Source organism: Spirillospora sp. CA-294931, assembly GCF_050946795.1.
Classification (GTDB): Bacteria; Actinomycetota; Actinomycetes; order Streptosporangiales; family Streptosporangiaceae; genus Spirillospora.
The window spans coordinates 6,049,350-6,065,425 of the sequence record NZ_CP192006.1; the positions used below are offsets into that span (position 1 = coordinate 6,049,350).

Sequence of the window (16,076 nt, forward strand, 5' to 3'; positions counted from 1 at the left end):
CTCCGGTCGTGGTGCTGGGGCCGGGGGCCATCTTAACTAAACGGTTTGGTCATGTCGGGTGGGAGCGGGGGCGGCGGCCGGGGAGCCGGTCTGGAAGGCGCGGGCGACGATGATCATGAGGACCATTCCTGCGGCGGCCGCGAGGACGGCGGTGCGCAGGCCGTCGGTGGTGGCGTGGCGCAGGGCGGCGCCGGTGTGGCCGTCCAGGCCGGAGTTGGCGACGGCGACCAGGATGGCGAGGCCGACGGCGGTGCCGGTCTGCTGGCCGGTGGAGGCGATGCCGGAGGCGACGCCCTGCATGTGGGCGGGGACGCCGGTGGAGGCGGCGGCGAACATGGCGGTGAAGGTGATGCCCTGTCCGATGCTGAGCAGGATGAGGCCGGGCAGAAGGGCGAGGTAGGTGCCGTCCGGGGAGAGGGCCAGGGCGAACAGGGTGGTGCCGACGACGCCGAAGGGCAGGCTGATCATGAGGGTGGTGCGGGGGCCGTGGCGGGTCATGAGGCGTCCACCGGCGGCCGATCCGGCGAGGATGACCGCGCAGGGGATGAGGAAGGCGGCGCCGGTGCGCAGGGGGCTGTAGCGGTGGACCTCCTGGAGGTAGAGCGTGAAGAAGTAGGTGACGGAGACGAAGGTGGCGGTGAACAGGAAGGTGGTGACGACTCCGGCGCTGAGGTTGCGGTTGGTGAACAGGCGCAGCGGCATGAGGGCGTCGGTGCCGCGTCTTTCGATGGTGGCGAAGGCGGCGAGCAGGGCGAGCCCGGTGAGAGCGGCGGCGAGGACGGCGGGTGACGTCCAGCCGTGTTCGGGGCCCTGGACGAGGGCGAAGACGAGCAGGGTGGTGCCGCCGGTGCCGGTGAGCGCGCCGGGGATGTCGAAGCGGCCCGGGCGGCGGGGTCCGTCGGGGGGCAGGAGGGGGAAGGTGGCGATGAGGGCGAGGGCCGCCAGGGGGACGTTGACGTAGAAGACCGACTCCCAGCCGAACGCGTCGGTGAGGACGCCGCCGAGCAGGGAGCCGAGGACGAGTCCACCGGCGCCGGCGGAGGCCCAGATGCCCAGGGCGCGGTTGCGGGGGCGGCCTTCGGCGAAGGTGGTGTTGATGAGGGAGAGGGTGGCGGGGAACAGGGCCGCTCCTCCGAGTCCTTGGGCGGCGCGGGCGCCGATGAGGAGGGCCGGGTGGGTGGCCAGGCCGCCGATCAGCGAGGCGACGGCGTAGAGGGTGAGGCCGAGCAGGAACATGCGGCGTCGGCCGAGGAGGTCGCACATGCGTCCGCCGAGGAGAAGGAAGCCTCCGTAGACGACGGTGTAGGCGCTGATGACCCATTGGAGGTTCTGGGTGGTGAAGCCGAGTTCGTGGCCGATGTCGGGGATGGCGACGTACACGATGTTGTAGTCGAGGGAGATGATCAGGTGGGCCAGGGCGAGGAGTGCGAGGGCGGGGCCGGTGGCTCGGTGTGGCGAGGGCGGAGTCGGCATGCGGCATATCCGACTACACCACTTGGTTAAAAGTCAATACTAAACCGTGTGGTTTGATTTTTTAACTAACCGGTGTAGTTTCGGCGGCAGGTCCCCATCGCCGTCCCCCAAGGAGTGAGCGCCCATGCGTGTCGACGTGCACGTCCGTCCCCGCACATCTTTGGGTGCGCGGCCATGACGGCCAACGTTCCCCTATGGGAGATCCTCGCCAGGTCGGCGCCGCGGCCGATCACGCCGTCGGGGCCCGACAGCATCCGGGCGCAGCGCGAAGCGCTGGAGCGCGGCGCGACGCGGCCGCCCGGCGACGCGGTGTTCGCGCCGGTCCCGGCGATCGGCGGGCTGTGGACGACGACGCCGCGTTCGCCGACCGGGCGGGTCGTCCTGCAACTGCACGGTGGCGGGTACCACTACGCCTCGGCATGGCTGCAGCGCGACTTCACCGCGCGGCTGGCCGACGCGGCCGGTGCGCGGGTGCTGGGCGTGGACTACCCGCTGGCGCCCGAGCACACCTTCCCGGCGCCGGTCACGGCGGCGACGGCGGCGTACCGGTGGTTGCTGGAGTCGGGGGTCTCCCCCGGGCGGATCGCGGTGACGGGTGATTCGGCCGGGGGCGGGCTGGCGCTGGCGGTGCTGGTGACGTTGCGGGACGAAGGCACGCCGCTGCCCGCGTCCATGGTGCTGATGTCACCATGGGCCGACCTGCGGGTCGGGGGCGCTTCGGCGCGGAGCCGGGCGGCGCGTGACCCGCATCTGGATCCGGACGTCCTGCGGGCATGGGGGGAGAGCTATCTGGGGGGCGCCGACCCGGGGCATCCGCTGGCGTCGCCGGTGCACGCGGACCTGTCGGGATTGCCGCCGGCGCTGGTGCAGGTGGGCACGGAGGAGATCCTCTACGACGACGCGGTGCGCGTGGCGGAACTGCTGGACGACGCGGAACTGGACGTCGCCGAGGGCATGCCGCACCTATGGCAGATGTTCGCCGGGACGCTGCCCGAGGGCGCGCGGGCGATCGAGCGGATAGGGCGGCATGTGCGAACGCACGATCGCGCCGAAACTTCAGGATGAAAGACGGGGGCCTGGCCCAGGCCGTCCAGGACGGTCTGTCGTAGCGGGTCACGGCATTGGGGCGAATTCGGGCAGTGTCAGGGCCGAGTGGGCCGGTATTGCCGCCGAGGCCGGCATGGTGACGAGTTCGCGCAGCATGGTGTTTCGTTGCTCCAGTGCCCGCGCCGTAGTGGGGAACAGCGTGGCCGCACCGTTGTCGACCAGGGCCTGGTTCATTGCCACGAACTCGCGGACGTCGCGTTCGTAGGCGGCGAAGGCCGCGGTGTGGTCCCGGTTCGCGGCCAGGGCGTTGGCGAGCATGTAGGCACCGGCCAGCGCGAGGCTTGAGCCTTGTCCGGTCAGGAACGAGGGCGCGTACGCGGCGTCGCCGACCAGCGCCACGCGGCCGCTGGACCAGTGGGGCATGCGGATCTGGCCGGCCGTGTCGAAGAACAGGTCGTCCGCGTCGCGCATGGCGTCGAGCATGCCGGGGACCTCCCATCCCGCGTCCGCGAAGACCGTGGCGACCAGGTCCCGCTGGGCGCCGGGATTCCGGAGGACGTCGGACGGCGGTTCCGGCCGGTGAAAGTTCAGGAAGGCGTGGAGTTCGTCGCCGTCCCCGACTGCATAAAGGGCCGCTGCCTTCCCGGGGGTGTTCCACAACACCAGCTCGTGGGAGAGCCCGAAGGTGTTCGGCATGGTGAATATGGCGAAGCAGTAACCGAGATAGCGGTGGAACTGCTCTTCGGGACCGAACAGGGACTCGCGCGTATGGGAGTGCATGCCATCAGCCCCGACCACCAGGTCGAACGTGCGGCGTTGCCCGCTGTGGAAGGCGACGTCCACGCCATGTCCGGTCTGGTCGAGGGTCTCGATGGAGTCGTTGAACAGGAATTCCACGTCGTCGCGAACCAGCGCATAGAGGGCCGAGGCCAGATCCCCGCGGCGCACCTCAAGGTCGCGTCCCTCGGCACGCGGGCTGACTTTGGCCACCTCGCTGCCATCGGCGTTGAGGAAAGTGTAGTGACGTGAGTCGATGTGGGCGTCCTGCAATCGCGGCAGTATTCCCATTCGCCGGACCACCTCTATCGCGGTACCGCGGATGTCGATCGGGTAACCACCGCCGCGCAGGGCGCCCGCCTTCTCCACCACGGTGACCGCGAATCCGGCCCGGTGCAGCCAGTACGCCAGCGCGGGTCCGGAAATACTGGCTCCGGAGATCAGAACCTTGCCTTTCATTTCTGGACTTCCTTCCTCGTGATCCGGACGAAGAGCAGCGACAACACCGCGACGAGGCCGGCGACGGCGAACCCCGTGACGAAGGCCGATTCGGCCGGCAGGCCCGTCGGGTCGACCCCGGCGTCCAGGATCGCGCCGCCGATCTGGACGCCGAGAGCGACACCGATCACGCGCGTCACCACGAGCAGGCTGGTGGCGATGCCGATGTCCTTGGTCTCGACGGCGGTGGCGGTCCCGGCGACCAACGCCGTGGTGCCGGCGCCCACGGCGAACGCGATCAGCACCTTCGCGAGGACGAGCTGCCATTCCGCACCGTGCATCGAGGCCAGGGCGATCATCGTGGCCGCCATGACGACGGTGCCCCCGAGGACCACGGCGCGCGGACCGAAACGCCGCGCCGCGAAACCGCCGACCGAATCGCTCACCGCTCCGGCGATGGCGCCGGGCAGCAGGAACAGCCCGATGGCGGTGGTGTCGGCGCCGAAGCCGTATCCGTCGGCCGATATCGCGAACAGCTGCGGGAGCAGAAAGAGCACCATCCCGAGACTGGTGGTCATGACGAAGGTGAGCACGCACGAATGCCACATCGCGGGCTTGGCCAGCATTCGCAGATCGACCATCGGCGCGATCGCCCGGCGCTCGACGACGACCCATCCGGTCGCGAGGGCGGCCACGACCACCGCGATGACACCGAACGCGTAGGGCGGCAGGTCGGCGCTCGTCACCGACACGAGACCGAGCATGAACGCGAGCAACGTCCCGCTCAGCAGAAGCACGCCGGGCCAGTCGATCCTTTCGTCCGACCGGATCGGCGGATCATGCGGCATCAGCCGGGCCACGACCACCGTCATCGCGATGAGCGCGAACGTTGGCAGCGCGAACATCCAATGCCAGGACACCGCTTCCGCGATCGGCCCGGCGGTCAGCGTCCCCACCATGCCGCCGCCGGTGAACAGCGCGATGACCAGCCCGATCGCCACCTGCGACTCGTCCGCCGAAAGGTGTTTGCGCACCAGAATGAACGAGAGGGGCAGCGCGCCCACCATGACGCCCTGCAGTACCTGACCGAGCAACAACACCGGCAGGTTCGGCGCCAGGCTCGCCAGCAGGCCACCGGCCGCGACCACGGCCATCAACCGGATCAGCACCCGCTTTCCGCCATAGCGGTCGCCGAGTTTTCCTGCGACGGGCGTGACGACCGCGCCGGTGATGAGCAGCGTGTTGCCGATCAATGCCGCCTCGGCGGAACTGACCCCCAGCTCACGTTGCAGCAGCGGGAGCGCGGGCTCCACCACCGACTGAAGGGTGCCGAGAGCGAGCGCCAGGATGCCGAGCGCACCGATCGACAGCCTCCCCATGCGGACCGGAGAATCCGCAGCCTCCGAGACAACCGTCCCTTTCGTCACCCGCTGATCACTCCAGACGCCGCCAGGCAAAGGGGAAATGCGCGAGATTCGCATGCCCGCAACACTTCCCCCCGGCGGCCCGGCCGGGCATCGCCTCCCGTCACCGTCCTCCCCTAGTGCGCGCGCACCAGCCGCCCGCACGTCCTGGTCCCTACACACCTAGCCCCGAGCGGTGGACCGGACGATTTCCCCAAGCTCCCGTCCCGGGTGTCGTCCAGCACGGGCCGTGCGACGACGAAGTACCTGATCAACCTGCCCCAGCCGGACGCTCCCCCGGGGTAACCGCTCCGCCGACCGCGCGATCACTTTGGGCCGACCACCGGTCGAGCACGGGGATCAGGGCGAAGAGCGCCACGATGGGTAGCCACGGAATGTTGATGACCAGGTATCCGGTGAGGTTGGAGCCACCCTTCCAGGCGCCCGACGCCATCGTGCCCCAGTTGAAGACCACACCGGCGTACACCGAGACGGTCAGGCAGACGATGCCGAGCCATCGGCTCCAGCGTGCCCCGCGCAGGTAGCCGATGGCGAAGCCCACCGACAGTACCGAGATCACCAGGTCGACCGCCCCCATCGCTGCGATCACGTCCACCGCCTGCGGCTGCCAGCCGCCCGCCGGCTCGGGGAACGGCACCCCGTCCGACCGGGCGAACATGAAGCGGCGCTCGACGATCACGTAGTGGGCTCCAAAGATCGTGTGCACCGCCTGGAACAGCCCGAACCAGATCACGAGCGCTCGTACGACGCGACGCCGCATGACGCCTCCCCACTGAGTAGAAGTGAGGTAAACCTAACTTGGGCGACTGTCCAAGTCAATCGTCCAGGTAGAATGCTCGAATGGCACATGTTCCAGCCGAGCAACGGCGACAGCAGCTCATCACCGCGGCCTTCCAGGTGGTGGCCAAGGAGGGGGTCGCCGCCGCCTCCACCCGGCGGATCGCCGCCGAGGCAGGGGTCCCCGCGGGGGTCGTGCATTACTGCTTCCAGTCCAGGCGCGAACTGCTGACCGCGATGATGTCCGCCGTCTTCGAGGAATCCGAACAGGCCGTACGAGGAGTACTAAGCCCCGTCAACGCGGCAACGGACTCCCCCGAGGCACAAAGGGCATTGCGGGACGGCAATGAGGTCGGGAGCTCCATTGCGATGGCGCTTGAGCAGCTTTGGGAGCTCTATCGAGCGGACCCGGAACGCCATCAGGCGGTGTTCGATCTGACTGTTGACGCGCTCCGGCAGCCGGAGACGGCGGAGATCCTTCGGCGACATCAGGCGCGGATCGACGAGCTTGGCGAGAGCTTCCTCAGCGCGTTGGCGGACCAGGCCGGGGTGACCTGGAATCGGCCTGTAGCCGTATTGAGTCGGCTGCTGATCGCCACGGTGGACGGGATTCTGCTCGGTTGGCTGATCGACCGCGACGACACTCTTGCTCGTGAGGGATTGGCCACGCTGACCATGAACCTCACCACGCAAGCAAAAACGTGACATCGGCCGCAGCCTCCGAGAAGGAACGACATACGATCCGGATTCAATGCCAACGATGCCCGCAACGCTCCATCGATCCGCGCGGCGCAGCTTCGCGACGAGGTGCTCGGGCCGGCCGTGGGTGAGCCAGCCGAACCGATCGCCGTCCACGTTCGACCCCCAGGAAAGGAATCCGCCAGCCTCAGACCCAAGCCGGCATCGGGTGGGATTCGGGGAACTGCTCTCGCCAGCGGCGATAATCGTCTCCCGCTTCACGCGCCCACTGGGCGAAGGATTTCTGGAGGCCTCTCCTGGGGTCGACGACCAGCAGAAAGTCGTTGCCGAAAGCGCTGGCACCGTACAGCTCGACGAACGCCACGAAGTCCGGAGGGAGTTCGGTGCCGAGCTCGGCGAAGACCTGATCCCAGGGTCGAGTGCCGAAGGTTGGACGGGGTGGAGGTGTCACCTGAGCGCGAAACCGTTCCAGGTGGGGAAAATCGTTCCTGGACGGCCTTTCTCAACACCATCAGGTCTTGGTTCCTGCTGGCCCCCGGCCAGAGGGCGTTCACGAGTCTCCCCGACCGCAAGCGAAGCCCACCTGACACACCACATTCTCGGCGCTAGCGGCAAAGACTTCGAGGCGCCGTTGCGGCGTAGAGGAGCGTGCCGGGGCCCCAGCCCCGCCAGAGGCGGGTACGGCTAGCCGTCAACACGGTCGGCGTAGTCCGGCGATCAGGAGTCTGACCAGTCGGCCTGGGTCGTAGCGGGGGTCGTTGCCCGCGCCGATGCAGAGGTTGCCGACGCCGCGCATGAGTTCGTAGGCCTGGACGTCGGGACGGATCTCGCCGGCGTCGGCCGCCGCCTCCAGCAGTTGGGTGCACGCCGGCACGAGGCGATCGAGGAAGTAGGCGTGCAGTGCCTGGAAGGCGGCGTCATCGGACTGCAGCGCGGCGGCGAGTCCGTGCTTGGTGACCAGGAAGTCGACGAACAGATCGATCCATTCCTCGAGTGCGGCATGCGGGGTCGGGCTGCTTGCCAGCAGGGCCGGGCCCGCCTGGACGCAGGCCTGCACCTGGTGCCGGTAGACGCCGATGATGAGATCGGCCCGAGTCGGGAAATGGCGGTAGATCGTAGCCGTCCCGACACCGGCCTTGGCCGCGATGTCGCGCATCGGCGCCTCCACGCCTGAGGCGACGAAGACCGCGGCGGCCGCGTCCAGCAGGGCCTCCTTGTTGCGTCGGGCGTCGGCCCGTGGGGGACGCGCCGCGAGTTCCGCGCTGCCGTCGCTGTCATTGGTCACGGCGGTGCCTCCCCTGCCAAGATTGCTAAACGGGACAGTGTCCCGTATCGTCCAAACGAGACAACGTCCCGTTTGTTCAGGATGCCAGAACAGGAGGCGCGGCGACCAGCTCGCCGCGCCTCCTGCTCCCCCCCATTCACACTTCACCCGTTCACGGAGGAACCCAGACATGCAGTACCGAACCTTGGGCCGTACCGGTGTGCAGGTCAGCGCCCTTGCGCTCGGCGCGATGAATTTCGGCGCGCTCGGACGCACCACTCAGGAAGAGGCCACCGCCATCGTCGACGCCGCCCTGGAAGGCGGCGTAAACGTCATCGACACCGCTGATCTCTACAGCGGCGGCGCGTCCGAAGAGATGGTCGGCAAGGCCATCGCCGACCGGCGCGACGACATCGTGCTGGCCACCAAAGCGAGCATGCCGATGGGCGACGAGCGCAACCATCGGGGCGGCTCGCGCCGCTGGCTGATCACCGCACTGGACGCCAGCCTGCGCCGCCTGGGCGTCGACCACATCGACCTGTATCAGATTCACCGGTGGGACCCGCACACCAGCGACGAGGAGACCCTCTCGGCGCTGACCGACCTGCAACGCGCAGGCAAGATCCGCTACTTCGGCTCCTCGACCTTCCCCGCCTACCGCATCGTCCAAGCCCAGTGGGCCGCTCGCGAACATCACCTGAGCCGATACGTCACCGAGCAACCCAGCTACTCGATTCTGCAACGCGGCATCGAAAGCCACGTCCTGCCCGTGACCACCGAATACGGCCTCGGCGTGCTGGCATGGAGTCCGCTGGCCTCGGGCTGGCTTTCGGGCGCGGTCAGAGAGGGGCGACAAATTACCACCAACCGCTCGACGTTCATGCCCGAGCGCTTTGACACCGCCGTCCCCGCCAACCGGGCCCGGCTTGAGGCCGTCGAACAGCTGGCCAAGGTCGCCGACCAAGCCGGACTGACGATGATCCAGCTCGCGCTCGGATTCGTGACCTCCCACCCCGCCGTGACCAGCGCGATCATCGGCCCCCGCACCCTGGAGCACCTGCACTCCCAGCTCGCCGCCCAAGACACCGTGCTGTCGGCCGATGTCCTCGACGCCATCGACACCATCGTCACCCCCGGCACCGACCTCGCCCCCGAGGAGAAACACGACACCCCGCCCGCACTGCTCGACCCTGCCCTGCGACGCCGCTGACCTGCCACGATTCCTTCCTGTCTCGCGCTGCGCGGGCACCGACAGTGGCGGGGACCAGGCCAGTGGGAGAGGCGGTGGAGACCAGGAGACCCCTTGGAGCGCCGGCTGAGCCTGTACCGGGTGAGTGCTGGCGGAACGCCCCGGCAAATCGCGGCAGGGCTGGCAGCCCCCAGCGCAGCCGCCGATACACCGAAGCCCTTCAGTAGCGGCAGCTTCGGGATTCCGTTCTACGCCGAGGGCGACAAGTGACTGAGGACCTGCACCACGGGCCAGCACCTGGCCCTCGTCTCCGCAGGAAGCCGGGCTGCCGGAACCTGGACGCTGTGACCAGCAACTTCAGGGCCGCTCCCGTCTGCTCCCGCCCCCGGCGAGCCTGGCCGCGGGTCGACCGGAGACAATCACCGCCACCGATCTCCGAAAACCTCCACTGCCCGAGGTAGATATTCGCGGCCGGGTGAGGTACTGTTCCTGTCATCGACGAAGAACAAGTCCATCAGACGCGGCAGAGGACGAACTGCCCGGTGAAGTGGATAGCGCAGACCGGACGTGCCGGGGTCAACGCAAGGGAAGGGACTCCGGCAGCCGGTCCAGCGCCCGGCGGCCAACGGGCCGCAGGCAACGCAAACGCAAGCGAAGAAAACAACGCAGGAAAGGCAAGAACAGAAGGGAGGTTCTCGGCACCATCGGGATCGCCCGTCGCGGGCTCCAGTCACACCGCGCGGGTACCGCAGCCCCACAGATTGGACGGTGGTCTACGGTCACGCATCCGCGATCCCCGCGCCCCCGCCCAACACGGCCGGCGCGGACAAGGACCGGCCACAGCGCCGGATAGATGGTGTTGTACCTCAAGGCCCCGGCGCCGTTGGCGCCGGGGCCCCGTTCGCGTCCCCACAACACCCGACACCCACCACCACAACAGTACGGAAGGCTTTGTGAAAGCACCCCAGCCGGCCCAGACCGGCACCACCCCACACCCCAACCAACCCCAACACGACAACACCGACACCGACACCGACACCAGACTGAACGACAAACTCGACGACGAGGACTACCCCGCCTACAGCATGGGCCGAGCCGCCGAACTCCTCGACGTCACCCCAGGATTCCTCCGCGGCCTAGACACCGCCAAACTCTTCGTCCCACAACGCTCACCCGGCGGCCACCGCCGCTACTCCCGCTACCAACTACGCCTAGCCCAACGCGCCCGCGACCTCATCGACCAAGGCACCGCACTAGAAGCCGCCTGCCGCATCATCATCCTGGAAGACCAACTCGCCGAAGCCCAACGCATCAACACCCAACTCCAACAGCGCATCAACCAGGCTTCCTGACAAAGTCCTGACTGCCAACGCCCCTGTCGGCGACGGCCCCGACGCCGACGCGACCCCAGGCCCGACTTCCGGCCGGGGCGCGCGGCGGCGCACCGGATGCACGAACCCGATTCGAGGTCCGCTTCCACCGATAACATCCCCACCCCCGTCCCCCGAAGCCAGGGGCGAAACGCAGGCGACTGGCCGCTAAGGGGGCGGCGCCGGCGCCCCTGCGCGACTTGGTCCAGAAACGTGGCCCCTACACGATCCGCTGATCAGAGCGGCAAGCTGGCCTCCGCCGGCTCAGACCAGCGCGTCCCGGCCACAGGCGGTCATCAGGTCACCGGGACGATGATCGCCTCGGCCAGACGGCCGTGCTCGATGGTCAGCAGCCCGATGGTGCCGTGCGGCTGGCGGCGGCGGTCGGTGGGTGAGCCCGGGTTGAAGATCCGCACACCGTCGCCCGTTTCGTCGAGGGGGATGTGCGAGTGGCCGAAGACCACGAGGTCGGCTGAGGGGAACCAGCGCCGCATCCGGGCGGTGCGCCCGCCTGCGCGTCCCGCGTCGTGCACCATGCCCACAGTCAGCCCGTCGAGGTCGAGTTCCAGCCGCTCCACCGCTCCCCAGCCCGCCACATCGGGCCCGTCGTTGTTCCCCATCACGACGTGCACGGGCGCGAACGCCGTCAGCTCGTCCAGAACCGAGGCCACGCAGACGTCCCCCGCATGCAAGATCACGTCCACCTCGCGCAGCCACCGCGCCACCTCCGGCGGACACCCCTTCCACCGCCTGGGCGCATGAGTGTCCGCCACCACCCCGACCTTCATCCCCTCATCCTTACTTGCGAAGTCGATTGGCCAGCACGACTTCCCCGTTCGCGCTCCGCGCAACCCTGCCATGATCGAGTCGGTCAGCCGACCTGCCGCCCACCGCCATCACCGACCTTTTCGGCGGCCCTGTCTAGCGACTGACGGTCAAGGAGCGCACGCCGAGTCCCTCCCGGGCTGGTCGTGCTCTGGGGATGACGATCGGGGCGTTCGCCCACCGTGTCGGTGTCGCTGCCAGGACTGTGGAAACTGGGCCGCTCATCCGCAGATGGTCCCTCGTTCGGGGCCGGCAGGCCGCGCTCGGTCGACTGTCGGCCTCTCCCCCGCCGACCGTACGGGACCCAGGCGGCCGTTCCGGCGGGACGTTCGATGACTGATCATCGGCTGCGCGCGGCGGCGACGGCCGCTGGCACGATGACCAGCGCCAGGATGCCGCCGCCGATGGTCAGGAGTGGGTAGCCGGCAGCGGCGACGACGAGGCCCGAGGCCATGCCGCCAGTGGCGCCGGCGACCGCGATGGCGACATCGACCAGGCCCTGGGTCTTGGCTCGGGTGGCCAGCGGGACGGCGTCGGTGATGATCGCGGTGCCGGTGACGATGCCGAAGTTCCAACCCAGACCCAGCAGCGCGAGGGCCACCACGAGCGGAGCGACGGCGTCACCGGGGGCGCTGGCGGCAATGATCCCGGCGGCGAGCAGCGTCAGCCCGGAGGTCGCGGCGATCGTGAGGCGGCCATAACGGTCGACGAGCCAGCCGGTCAGGGGCGAGGGCAGGTACATCGCGCCGATGTGGACGGCGATGACGAAGCCGGAGGCGCCGGTGCCGTGGCCGTGGTCGTGCATGTGGACGGGCGTCATCGTCATGATCGCGACCATGACCAGCTGGGTGAGCACCATGACCAGCGCGCCGACCAGCAGGCGGGAGCGGTGTGCTTCGACCGCCGGGCGTGGTCGGCCGGTGGCTTCGCCCGGCTGCGCGCACGCCGCGGCGGCGCGCTCGGCTTCCAGAGCGCCGGCCAGCAGCAGCGGATCGGGGCGCAGCCAGATGGCCAGGATCAAGGCGGCCATCGCATAGGCGGCGCCGGCGAGAAGGAACGGCCCGGCCAACTCGGGGATGCCGAGGGTGTGAGCGAGGTCGCCGGTGGGTGCGGTGAGGTTGGGGCCGACCACGCCGCCCAGGGTGGTGGCGACGAGCACGGTGGACACGGCGCTGGCGCGGTGCGCGGGGGATGCCAGATCGGCTCCGGCGTAGCGGGCTTGCAGGTTGGTGGCCGTCCCGGCGCCGTAGACGAACAGCGAGAGGAAAAGCAGGACGGCGTTGCCTGCGACGGCCGCGACGATGACACCCGCGCTGCCGACGGCACCGGCCAGATACCCGGCGGCGAGACCGGGGCGGCGGCCTCGGGCTTGGGAGATGCGCCCGACGGCGAGGGCCGCCAGCGCGGAACCCGCGGTGCCCAGGGCGCTGGGCAGACCGGCAAGGCTGGTGGAGCTGAGCATTTCCTGCGCGAGCAGGGCACCGACGGCCACACCGGCCGCCAGGCCGGCGCCGCTGAGGACCTGAGCGGCGACCAGGACGATCAGGACGCGACGCTGCACCTGGGCATGCGGGAGGTCCTCGGTCCGGGCGGGCACGGTGTTGGCCACAAGAGAGAGTTCCTTCGATTGACGTGACCTGCCCGGACGCCACCACCGGCGCGATTGCGACGAGTGCGGCCGACAGGGAAGCGACGTCGAGGGCCGAGAAGATCACGAATGGAGCCGGGTTCGGGCGGCGCCGACCCGCCCGGTCAGCCCAGGTCGCCGAAGTCCAGGCGGTTGACCAGCCCAGCGGCGGTGAAGGCGGCCACCAGTTCGTCACGGCCCTCGGTGAAGTGCGCCCAACCGTCGTAGTGGACGGGAACCACCCGGCGGGCGCCGAGGATCTTGGCGGCCTCGGCGGCCTGGGCGCTGTCAAGGACGATGGGCGCGTTGTCGAAGAGGACGGTGAAGCGGGGAGCCCCGGCGAAGAGGATCGCGGTGTCCACCGGTTCGAAGCGTTCGGCGATCTGCTTGACCAGGTCGAGCGAGGCGTTGTCGCCACTGACGTAGATCGTGGGCAGGCCCTCCCCGGTCAGGACGAATCCGACGACCTGGCCGGTGAGCGGTTCGACCTCCTCGCGTGTGCCGGGCCCGTGGATCGCGGGCACGCCCGTCACGGTGATCGTGCCGCCGCCGGGGCGGTCCAGCTCGATCGACTCCCAGTCGCCCAGTCCCCTGGCCCCATTCCCCAAACGCTGCCCGCCCCCGGGCGTGGTGAGGATAAGCGGGACGTCGGCGAGCAGTGCTCGGCCGGAGTCGTCGAGGTTGTCCGGGTGCTCGTCGTGAGAGAGCAGGACCACGTCGACACGGCCGAGGTCGCCCGGTGCGGCGGAGGAGGGTGCCACCTTGGTCAGCCGGCCGCCCGGCACGTGATACTCGCGGGGCGGGTCGAACGTCGGGTCGGTCAGGAACCGCAGGCCGGCGTACTCGAAGAGGGCAGTCGGCCCGCCGAAGACGCGGACGGGGATCTGTGCGGTGGTCGTGCTGGTACTGGCCATTCCAAGCACCTCACGGATGAGAAGTGATTTATCCGTGAAGGACGGTAGCGGCTTCTCACGGACGAGCGCAAGCCGTACCATGAGAGCCGTGAGCGAGACCCTGACCGCCGAGTCCGCGCTGCCGCCCGCGCCGGGTGCGGGTGACTATCTCGCGCTCGACTTCGTCAACAGCGCCATCGCGCTGCCCGGAGGGCAGCTCATCGATCTCCTCGCCACCCCCGCGGCGACGAATCGGTGGCTCACCGAACGCGGCCTCGCTCCGGCCGATGCCGGGGTGCGGGAGATGTGCGCGACGCAACTGCGCGCGCTGCGTGAAAACCTCAAGTCACTGTTCGCCGCCCATGTCGCCGGGCTCCCCGCTTTGCCCGCGGCTTTGTCCGCCGTCAACGACGCGCTGAGCAAAGCCCCCACGGCCGCCCGGCTGTACTGGGACGAGAAGAACGGCCCCTACCGCGCGGCCCCCTGCCCCACCAACGAGATCCTCGACCACGCCCTCGCGACCCTCGCAGCCAACGCGGCCGACCTCCTGACCGGTCCCGACGCCGAACGCCTCACCGCCTGTGGTTCCACCCCATGCAACCGCTACTTGCTGCGCCACGGCCGCCGCCACTGGTGTTCCATCCGCTGCGGCGACCGCGCCCGCGCCGCACGCGCCTACGCCCGACGCACCCAGCCGAACGCAGACTGACGAACCTGCTGGCGCAGTGATCGGTGGCAGCACGCATGGACGCGCTCGCGCCCCTCCACGACCTGGAGGTACACCCACCCACCCAAATCGACACGCGCCAGAAACAGATTCACCGAGGTCTTCTTCGACATGCAGGCATGGTCCCGGTCAGCTATACCGGATGCCGTTAGCGGCACCCGAACATCCGGCAACTCCGGGACGACTGCCCAACCCGTGGCGCTCGTGACCGACCCCCAGATCGTCCGGGCGGCCGCGACTGCCAACAAGGCAACAACGCTGTCCCGCTGATCTTCTGGAGACGTACGGGCTGCGCACGGCGGGACTCCTCGCGATGATCCATCGGCTGGAGAACCCGGCTTCAGCGGCCTCCACCACCCGACAGGGGAAAGCGCCCCTGACCTGGTCAAACATTAGAAGAGGGGGCCGACGGTGGGCCCGCGCTCCTGGACGTTGGTCCCGGCCGGGCCACACACTGATCACCGGGGCGAATCACCGCTCGGGTTGATCGTCGCGGGGTAGGAGGATTGGATGCTGAACGGTTTGGCCGCCTTTGTGGTGGCGTCGCTCCTGGTCTCGATGGCACCCGGCCCGACCACCGTGGTGATCATGCGCCAGTCGCTGCGTTCGGGCCGGTCCGTGGGTGTCGCGGCCGTGCTGGGCAACGAGACCGGGTGGTTGTTGTGGTCGATGACGGCCGCGCTTGGCCTTTCGGCGCTGTTGCTGGCATCGCGGCTCGCCTATGACGCGATGCGGATCGCCGGTGCCGTCGTGCTGGTGTACTTCGGGGCCAGGGTCGTGTGGCAGGCCCGCCGCGGCTCGTCCGGCCGGGAGGGCGTCGACCAGGCGGCGGAAGATCCGGCGCCCTCGTGGTGGCGGAGCTACCGGCTCGGCCTGCTGACGAACCTCGCGAATCCGAAGGCCGCCGTGTTCGCGGTGTCGTTCCTGCCGCAGTTCGTGCCCCCGGGCGCCCCCGTACCGGCGACGCTGGCGCTGTTGGCGCTGGCCACGACGCTGATCGACCTGGGATGGTACCTCGCGATCGTGGCCCTGATCACAAGGGCCAAGCGGTTCTTCCAACGGCCCGCGGTGCGACGCCGGCTGGACTACCTGTCCGGAACGGTGCTCATCGGCCTGGCGGTGAATCTGGCCGCTCAGGCGCGCTAAGCCGCCGGGATGGACGCGACCGGCACGGCGCGCAATGAGATCGTGTACAGCAGCCCGATGACCGCGCGGTCGAGGCCGGAATGACCGTTACCAACTCGCCAGCCGCCTGGCCGCCCGCGGCTCGCACGCCGGTTCGAGGACGACCCCGACTTCCCCGCCCGCGAACAACACGATCAGGATCGGCGGATCACCCTCGGCGTGCTGACCGGCTGCCAGGAGCCGCCCTGCCGGGTACCGCGCGGGTCGGTGCCGAACCGGCACCGGCCAGGCCCGTGAGGTCGGAGTACATTCCGGTGTCGCGGGCCTGGTCGGTTCTGCGGCTGATCTTCTGGAGACGTACGGGCTGCGCACGGGGAACTCCTCGCGGTGATCCATCGGCTGGAGAACCCGGCTTCAGCGG

General features: G+C 69.2%; 16 protein-coding genes. 7 read left to right on the top strand and 9 right to left on the bottom strand.

Going from position 1 to position 16,076, the window contains the following annotated elements:
* Positions 1-36: 36 nt before the first annotated feature.
* Positions 37-1,473 (bottom strand): MFS transporter, encoded by a 1,437-nt coding sequence (locus ACQPY4_RS27055; protein WP_433325379.1) that lies wholly within the window; start codon positions 1,471-1,473, stop codon positions 37-39.
* A 174-nt stretch (positions 1,474-1,647) separates the two neighbouring features.
* Here ACQPY4_RS27055 and ACQPY4_RS27060 point away from each other — a divergent pair, with 174 nt between their 5' ends.
* Positions 1,648-2,538 carry an alpha/beta hydrolase gene (locus tag ACQPY4_RS27060; protein WP_433325381.1) on the top strand — a complete coding sequence of 297 codons (891 nt, stop codon included), beginning with the start codon at positions 1,648-1,650 and terminating at the stop codon, positions 2,536-2,538.
* Between the two features lie 48 nt (positions 2,539-2,586).
* On the opposite strand, the gene ACQPY4_RS27065 is transcribed toward ACQPY4_RS27060, so the two are convergent.
* The 3 genes from ACQPY4_RS27065 to ACQPY4_RS27075 all read right to left on the bottom strand — a co-directional run bounded on the left by ACQPY4_RS27065 (position 2,587) and on the right by ACQPY4_RS27075 (position 5,919).
* Positions 2,587-3,756, bottom strand: a complete 1,170-nt coding sequence (locus ACQPY4_RS27065; RefSeq protein ID WP_433325383.1) for an FAD-dependent monooxygenase — start codon at positions 3,754-3,756, stop codon at positions 2,587-2,589.
* Positions 3,753-5,216, bottom strand: a complete 1,464-nt coding sequence (locus ACQPY4_RS27070) for an MFS transporter (RefSeq protein ID WP_433325385.1) — start codon at positions 5,214-5,216, stop codon at positions 3,753-3,755. The genes ACQPY4_RS27065 and ACQPY4_RS27070 overlap by 4 nt, the downstream gene beginning before the upstream one ends.
* 193 nt (positions 5,217-5,409) lie before the next feature.
* Entirely contained in the window at positions 5,410-5,919 is a 510-nt protein-coding gene (locus ACQPY4_RS27075; RefSeq protein ID WP_433325387.1) for a hypothetical protein, read from the bottom strand.
* Positions 5,920-5,999: 80 nt separating this feature from the next.
* On the opposite strand from ACQPY4_RS27075, the gene ACQPY4_RS27080 reads away from it, so the two are divergent.
* Entirely contained in the window at positions 6,000-6,641 is a 642-nt protein-coding gene (locus ACQPY4_RS27080) for a TetR/AcrR family transcriptional regulator (protein ID WP_433325389.1), read from the top strand.
* A 181-nt stretch (positions 6,642-6,822) separates the two neighbouring features.
* On the opposite strand, the gene ACQPY4_RS27085 is transcribed toward ACQPY4_RS27080, so the two are convergent.
* Together ACQPY4_RS27085 and ACQPY4_RS27090 are read right to left on the bottom strand one after the other, a co-directional pair.
* Positions 6,823-6,999 carry a hypothetical protein gene (locus ACQPY4_RS27085; RefSeq protein WP_433325391.1) on the bottom strand — a complete coding sequence of 59 codons (177 nt, stop codon included), beginning with the start codon at positions 6,997-6,999 and terminating at the stop codon, positions 6,823-6,825.
* 327 nt (positions 7,000-7,326) lie between these two features.
* Complete coding sequence (locus ACQPY4_RS27090; protein ID WP_433325393.1) at positions 7,327-7,920, bottom strand: TetR/AcrR family transcriptional regulator; 594 nt, start codon at positions 7,918-7,920, stop codon at positions 7,327-7,329.
* Between the two features lie 169 nt (positions 7,921-8,089).
* On the opposite strand from ACQPY4_RS27090, the gene ACQPY4_RS27095 reads away from it, so the two are divergent.
* The 3 genes from ACQPY4_RS27095 (at position 8,090) to ACQPY4_RS27105 (ending at position 10,440) form a co-directional block, all read left to right on the top strand.
* On the top strand, positions 8,090-9,109 hold the full coding sequence (locus ACQPY4_RS27095) for an aldo/keto reductase (protein WP_433325395.1): 1,020 nt from the start codon (positions 8,090-8,092) through the stop codon (positions 9,107-9,109).
* 93 nt (positions 9,110-9,202) lie between these two features.
* Positions 9,203-9,358, top strand: coding sequence for a hypothetical protein (locus tag ACQPY4_RS27100; RefSeq protein ID WP_433325397.1), 156 nt, complete (start codon positions 9,203-9,205; stop codon positions 9,356-9,358).
* 815 nt (positions 9,359-10,173) lie between these two features.
* Complete coding sequence (locus ACQPY4_RS27105) at positions 10,174-10,440, top strand: MerR family transcriptional regulator (RefSeq protein ID WP_433339038.1); 267 nt, start codon at positions 10,174-10,176, stop codon at positions 10,438-10,440.
* 314 nt (positions 10,441-10,754) lie between these two features.
* Here the strand turns inward: ACQPY4_RS27105 and ACQPY4_RS27110 are convergent, their stop codons facing one another.
* From ACQPY4_RS27110 to ACQPY4_RS27120, 3 genes are all read right to left on the bottom strand, one after another.
* Positions 10,755-11,246 carry a metallophosphoesterase family protein gene (locus ACQPY4_RS27110; RefSeq protein ID WP_433325399.1) on the bottom strand — a complete coding sequence of 164 codons (492 nt, stop codon included), beginning with the start codon at positions 11,244-11,246 and terminating at the stop codon, positions 10,755-10,757.
* Between the two features lie 377 nt (positions 11,247-11,623).
* Positions 11,624-12,892 (bottom strand): MFS transporter, encoded by a 1,269-nt coding sequence (locus ACQPY4_RS27115; protein WP_433325401.1) that lies wholly within the window; start codon positions 12,890-12,892, stop codon positions 11,624-11,626.
* A 143-nt stretch (positions 12,893-13,035) separates the two neighbouring features.
* Positions 13,036-13,824, bottom strand: coding sequence for an MBL fold metallo-hydrolase (locus ACQPY4_RS27120; protein ID WP_433325403.1), 789 nt, complete (start codon positions 13,822-13,824; stop codon positions 13,036-13,038).
* 79 nt (positions 13,825-13,903) lie between these two features.
* Between ACQPY4_RS27120 and ACQPY4_RS27125 the strand changes: the two genes are divergently transcribed.
* Together ACQPY4_RS27125 and ACQPY4_RS27130 are read left to right on the top strand one after the other, a co-directional pair.
* Positions 13,904-14,512, top strand: a complete 609-nt coding sequence (locus tag ACQPY4_RS27125) for a CGNR zinc finger domain-containing protein (protein ID WP_433325405.1) — start codon at positions 13,904-13,906, stop codon at positions 14,510-14,512.
* A gap of 528 nt (positions 14,513-15,040) precedes the next feature.
* Positions 15,041-15,676 carry a LysE family translocator gene (locus ACQPY4_RS27130; protein ID WP_433325407.1) on the top strand — a complete coding sequence of 212 codons (636 nt, stop codon included), beginning with the start codon at positions 15,041-15,043 and terminating at the stop codon, positions 15,674-15,676.
* Positions 15,677-16,076: the final 400 nt, after the last annotated feature.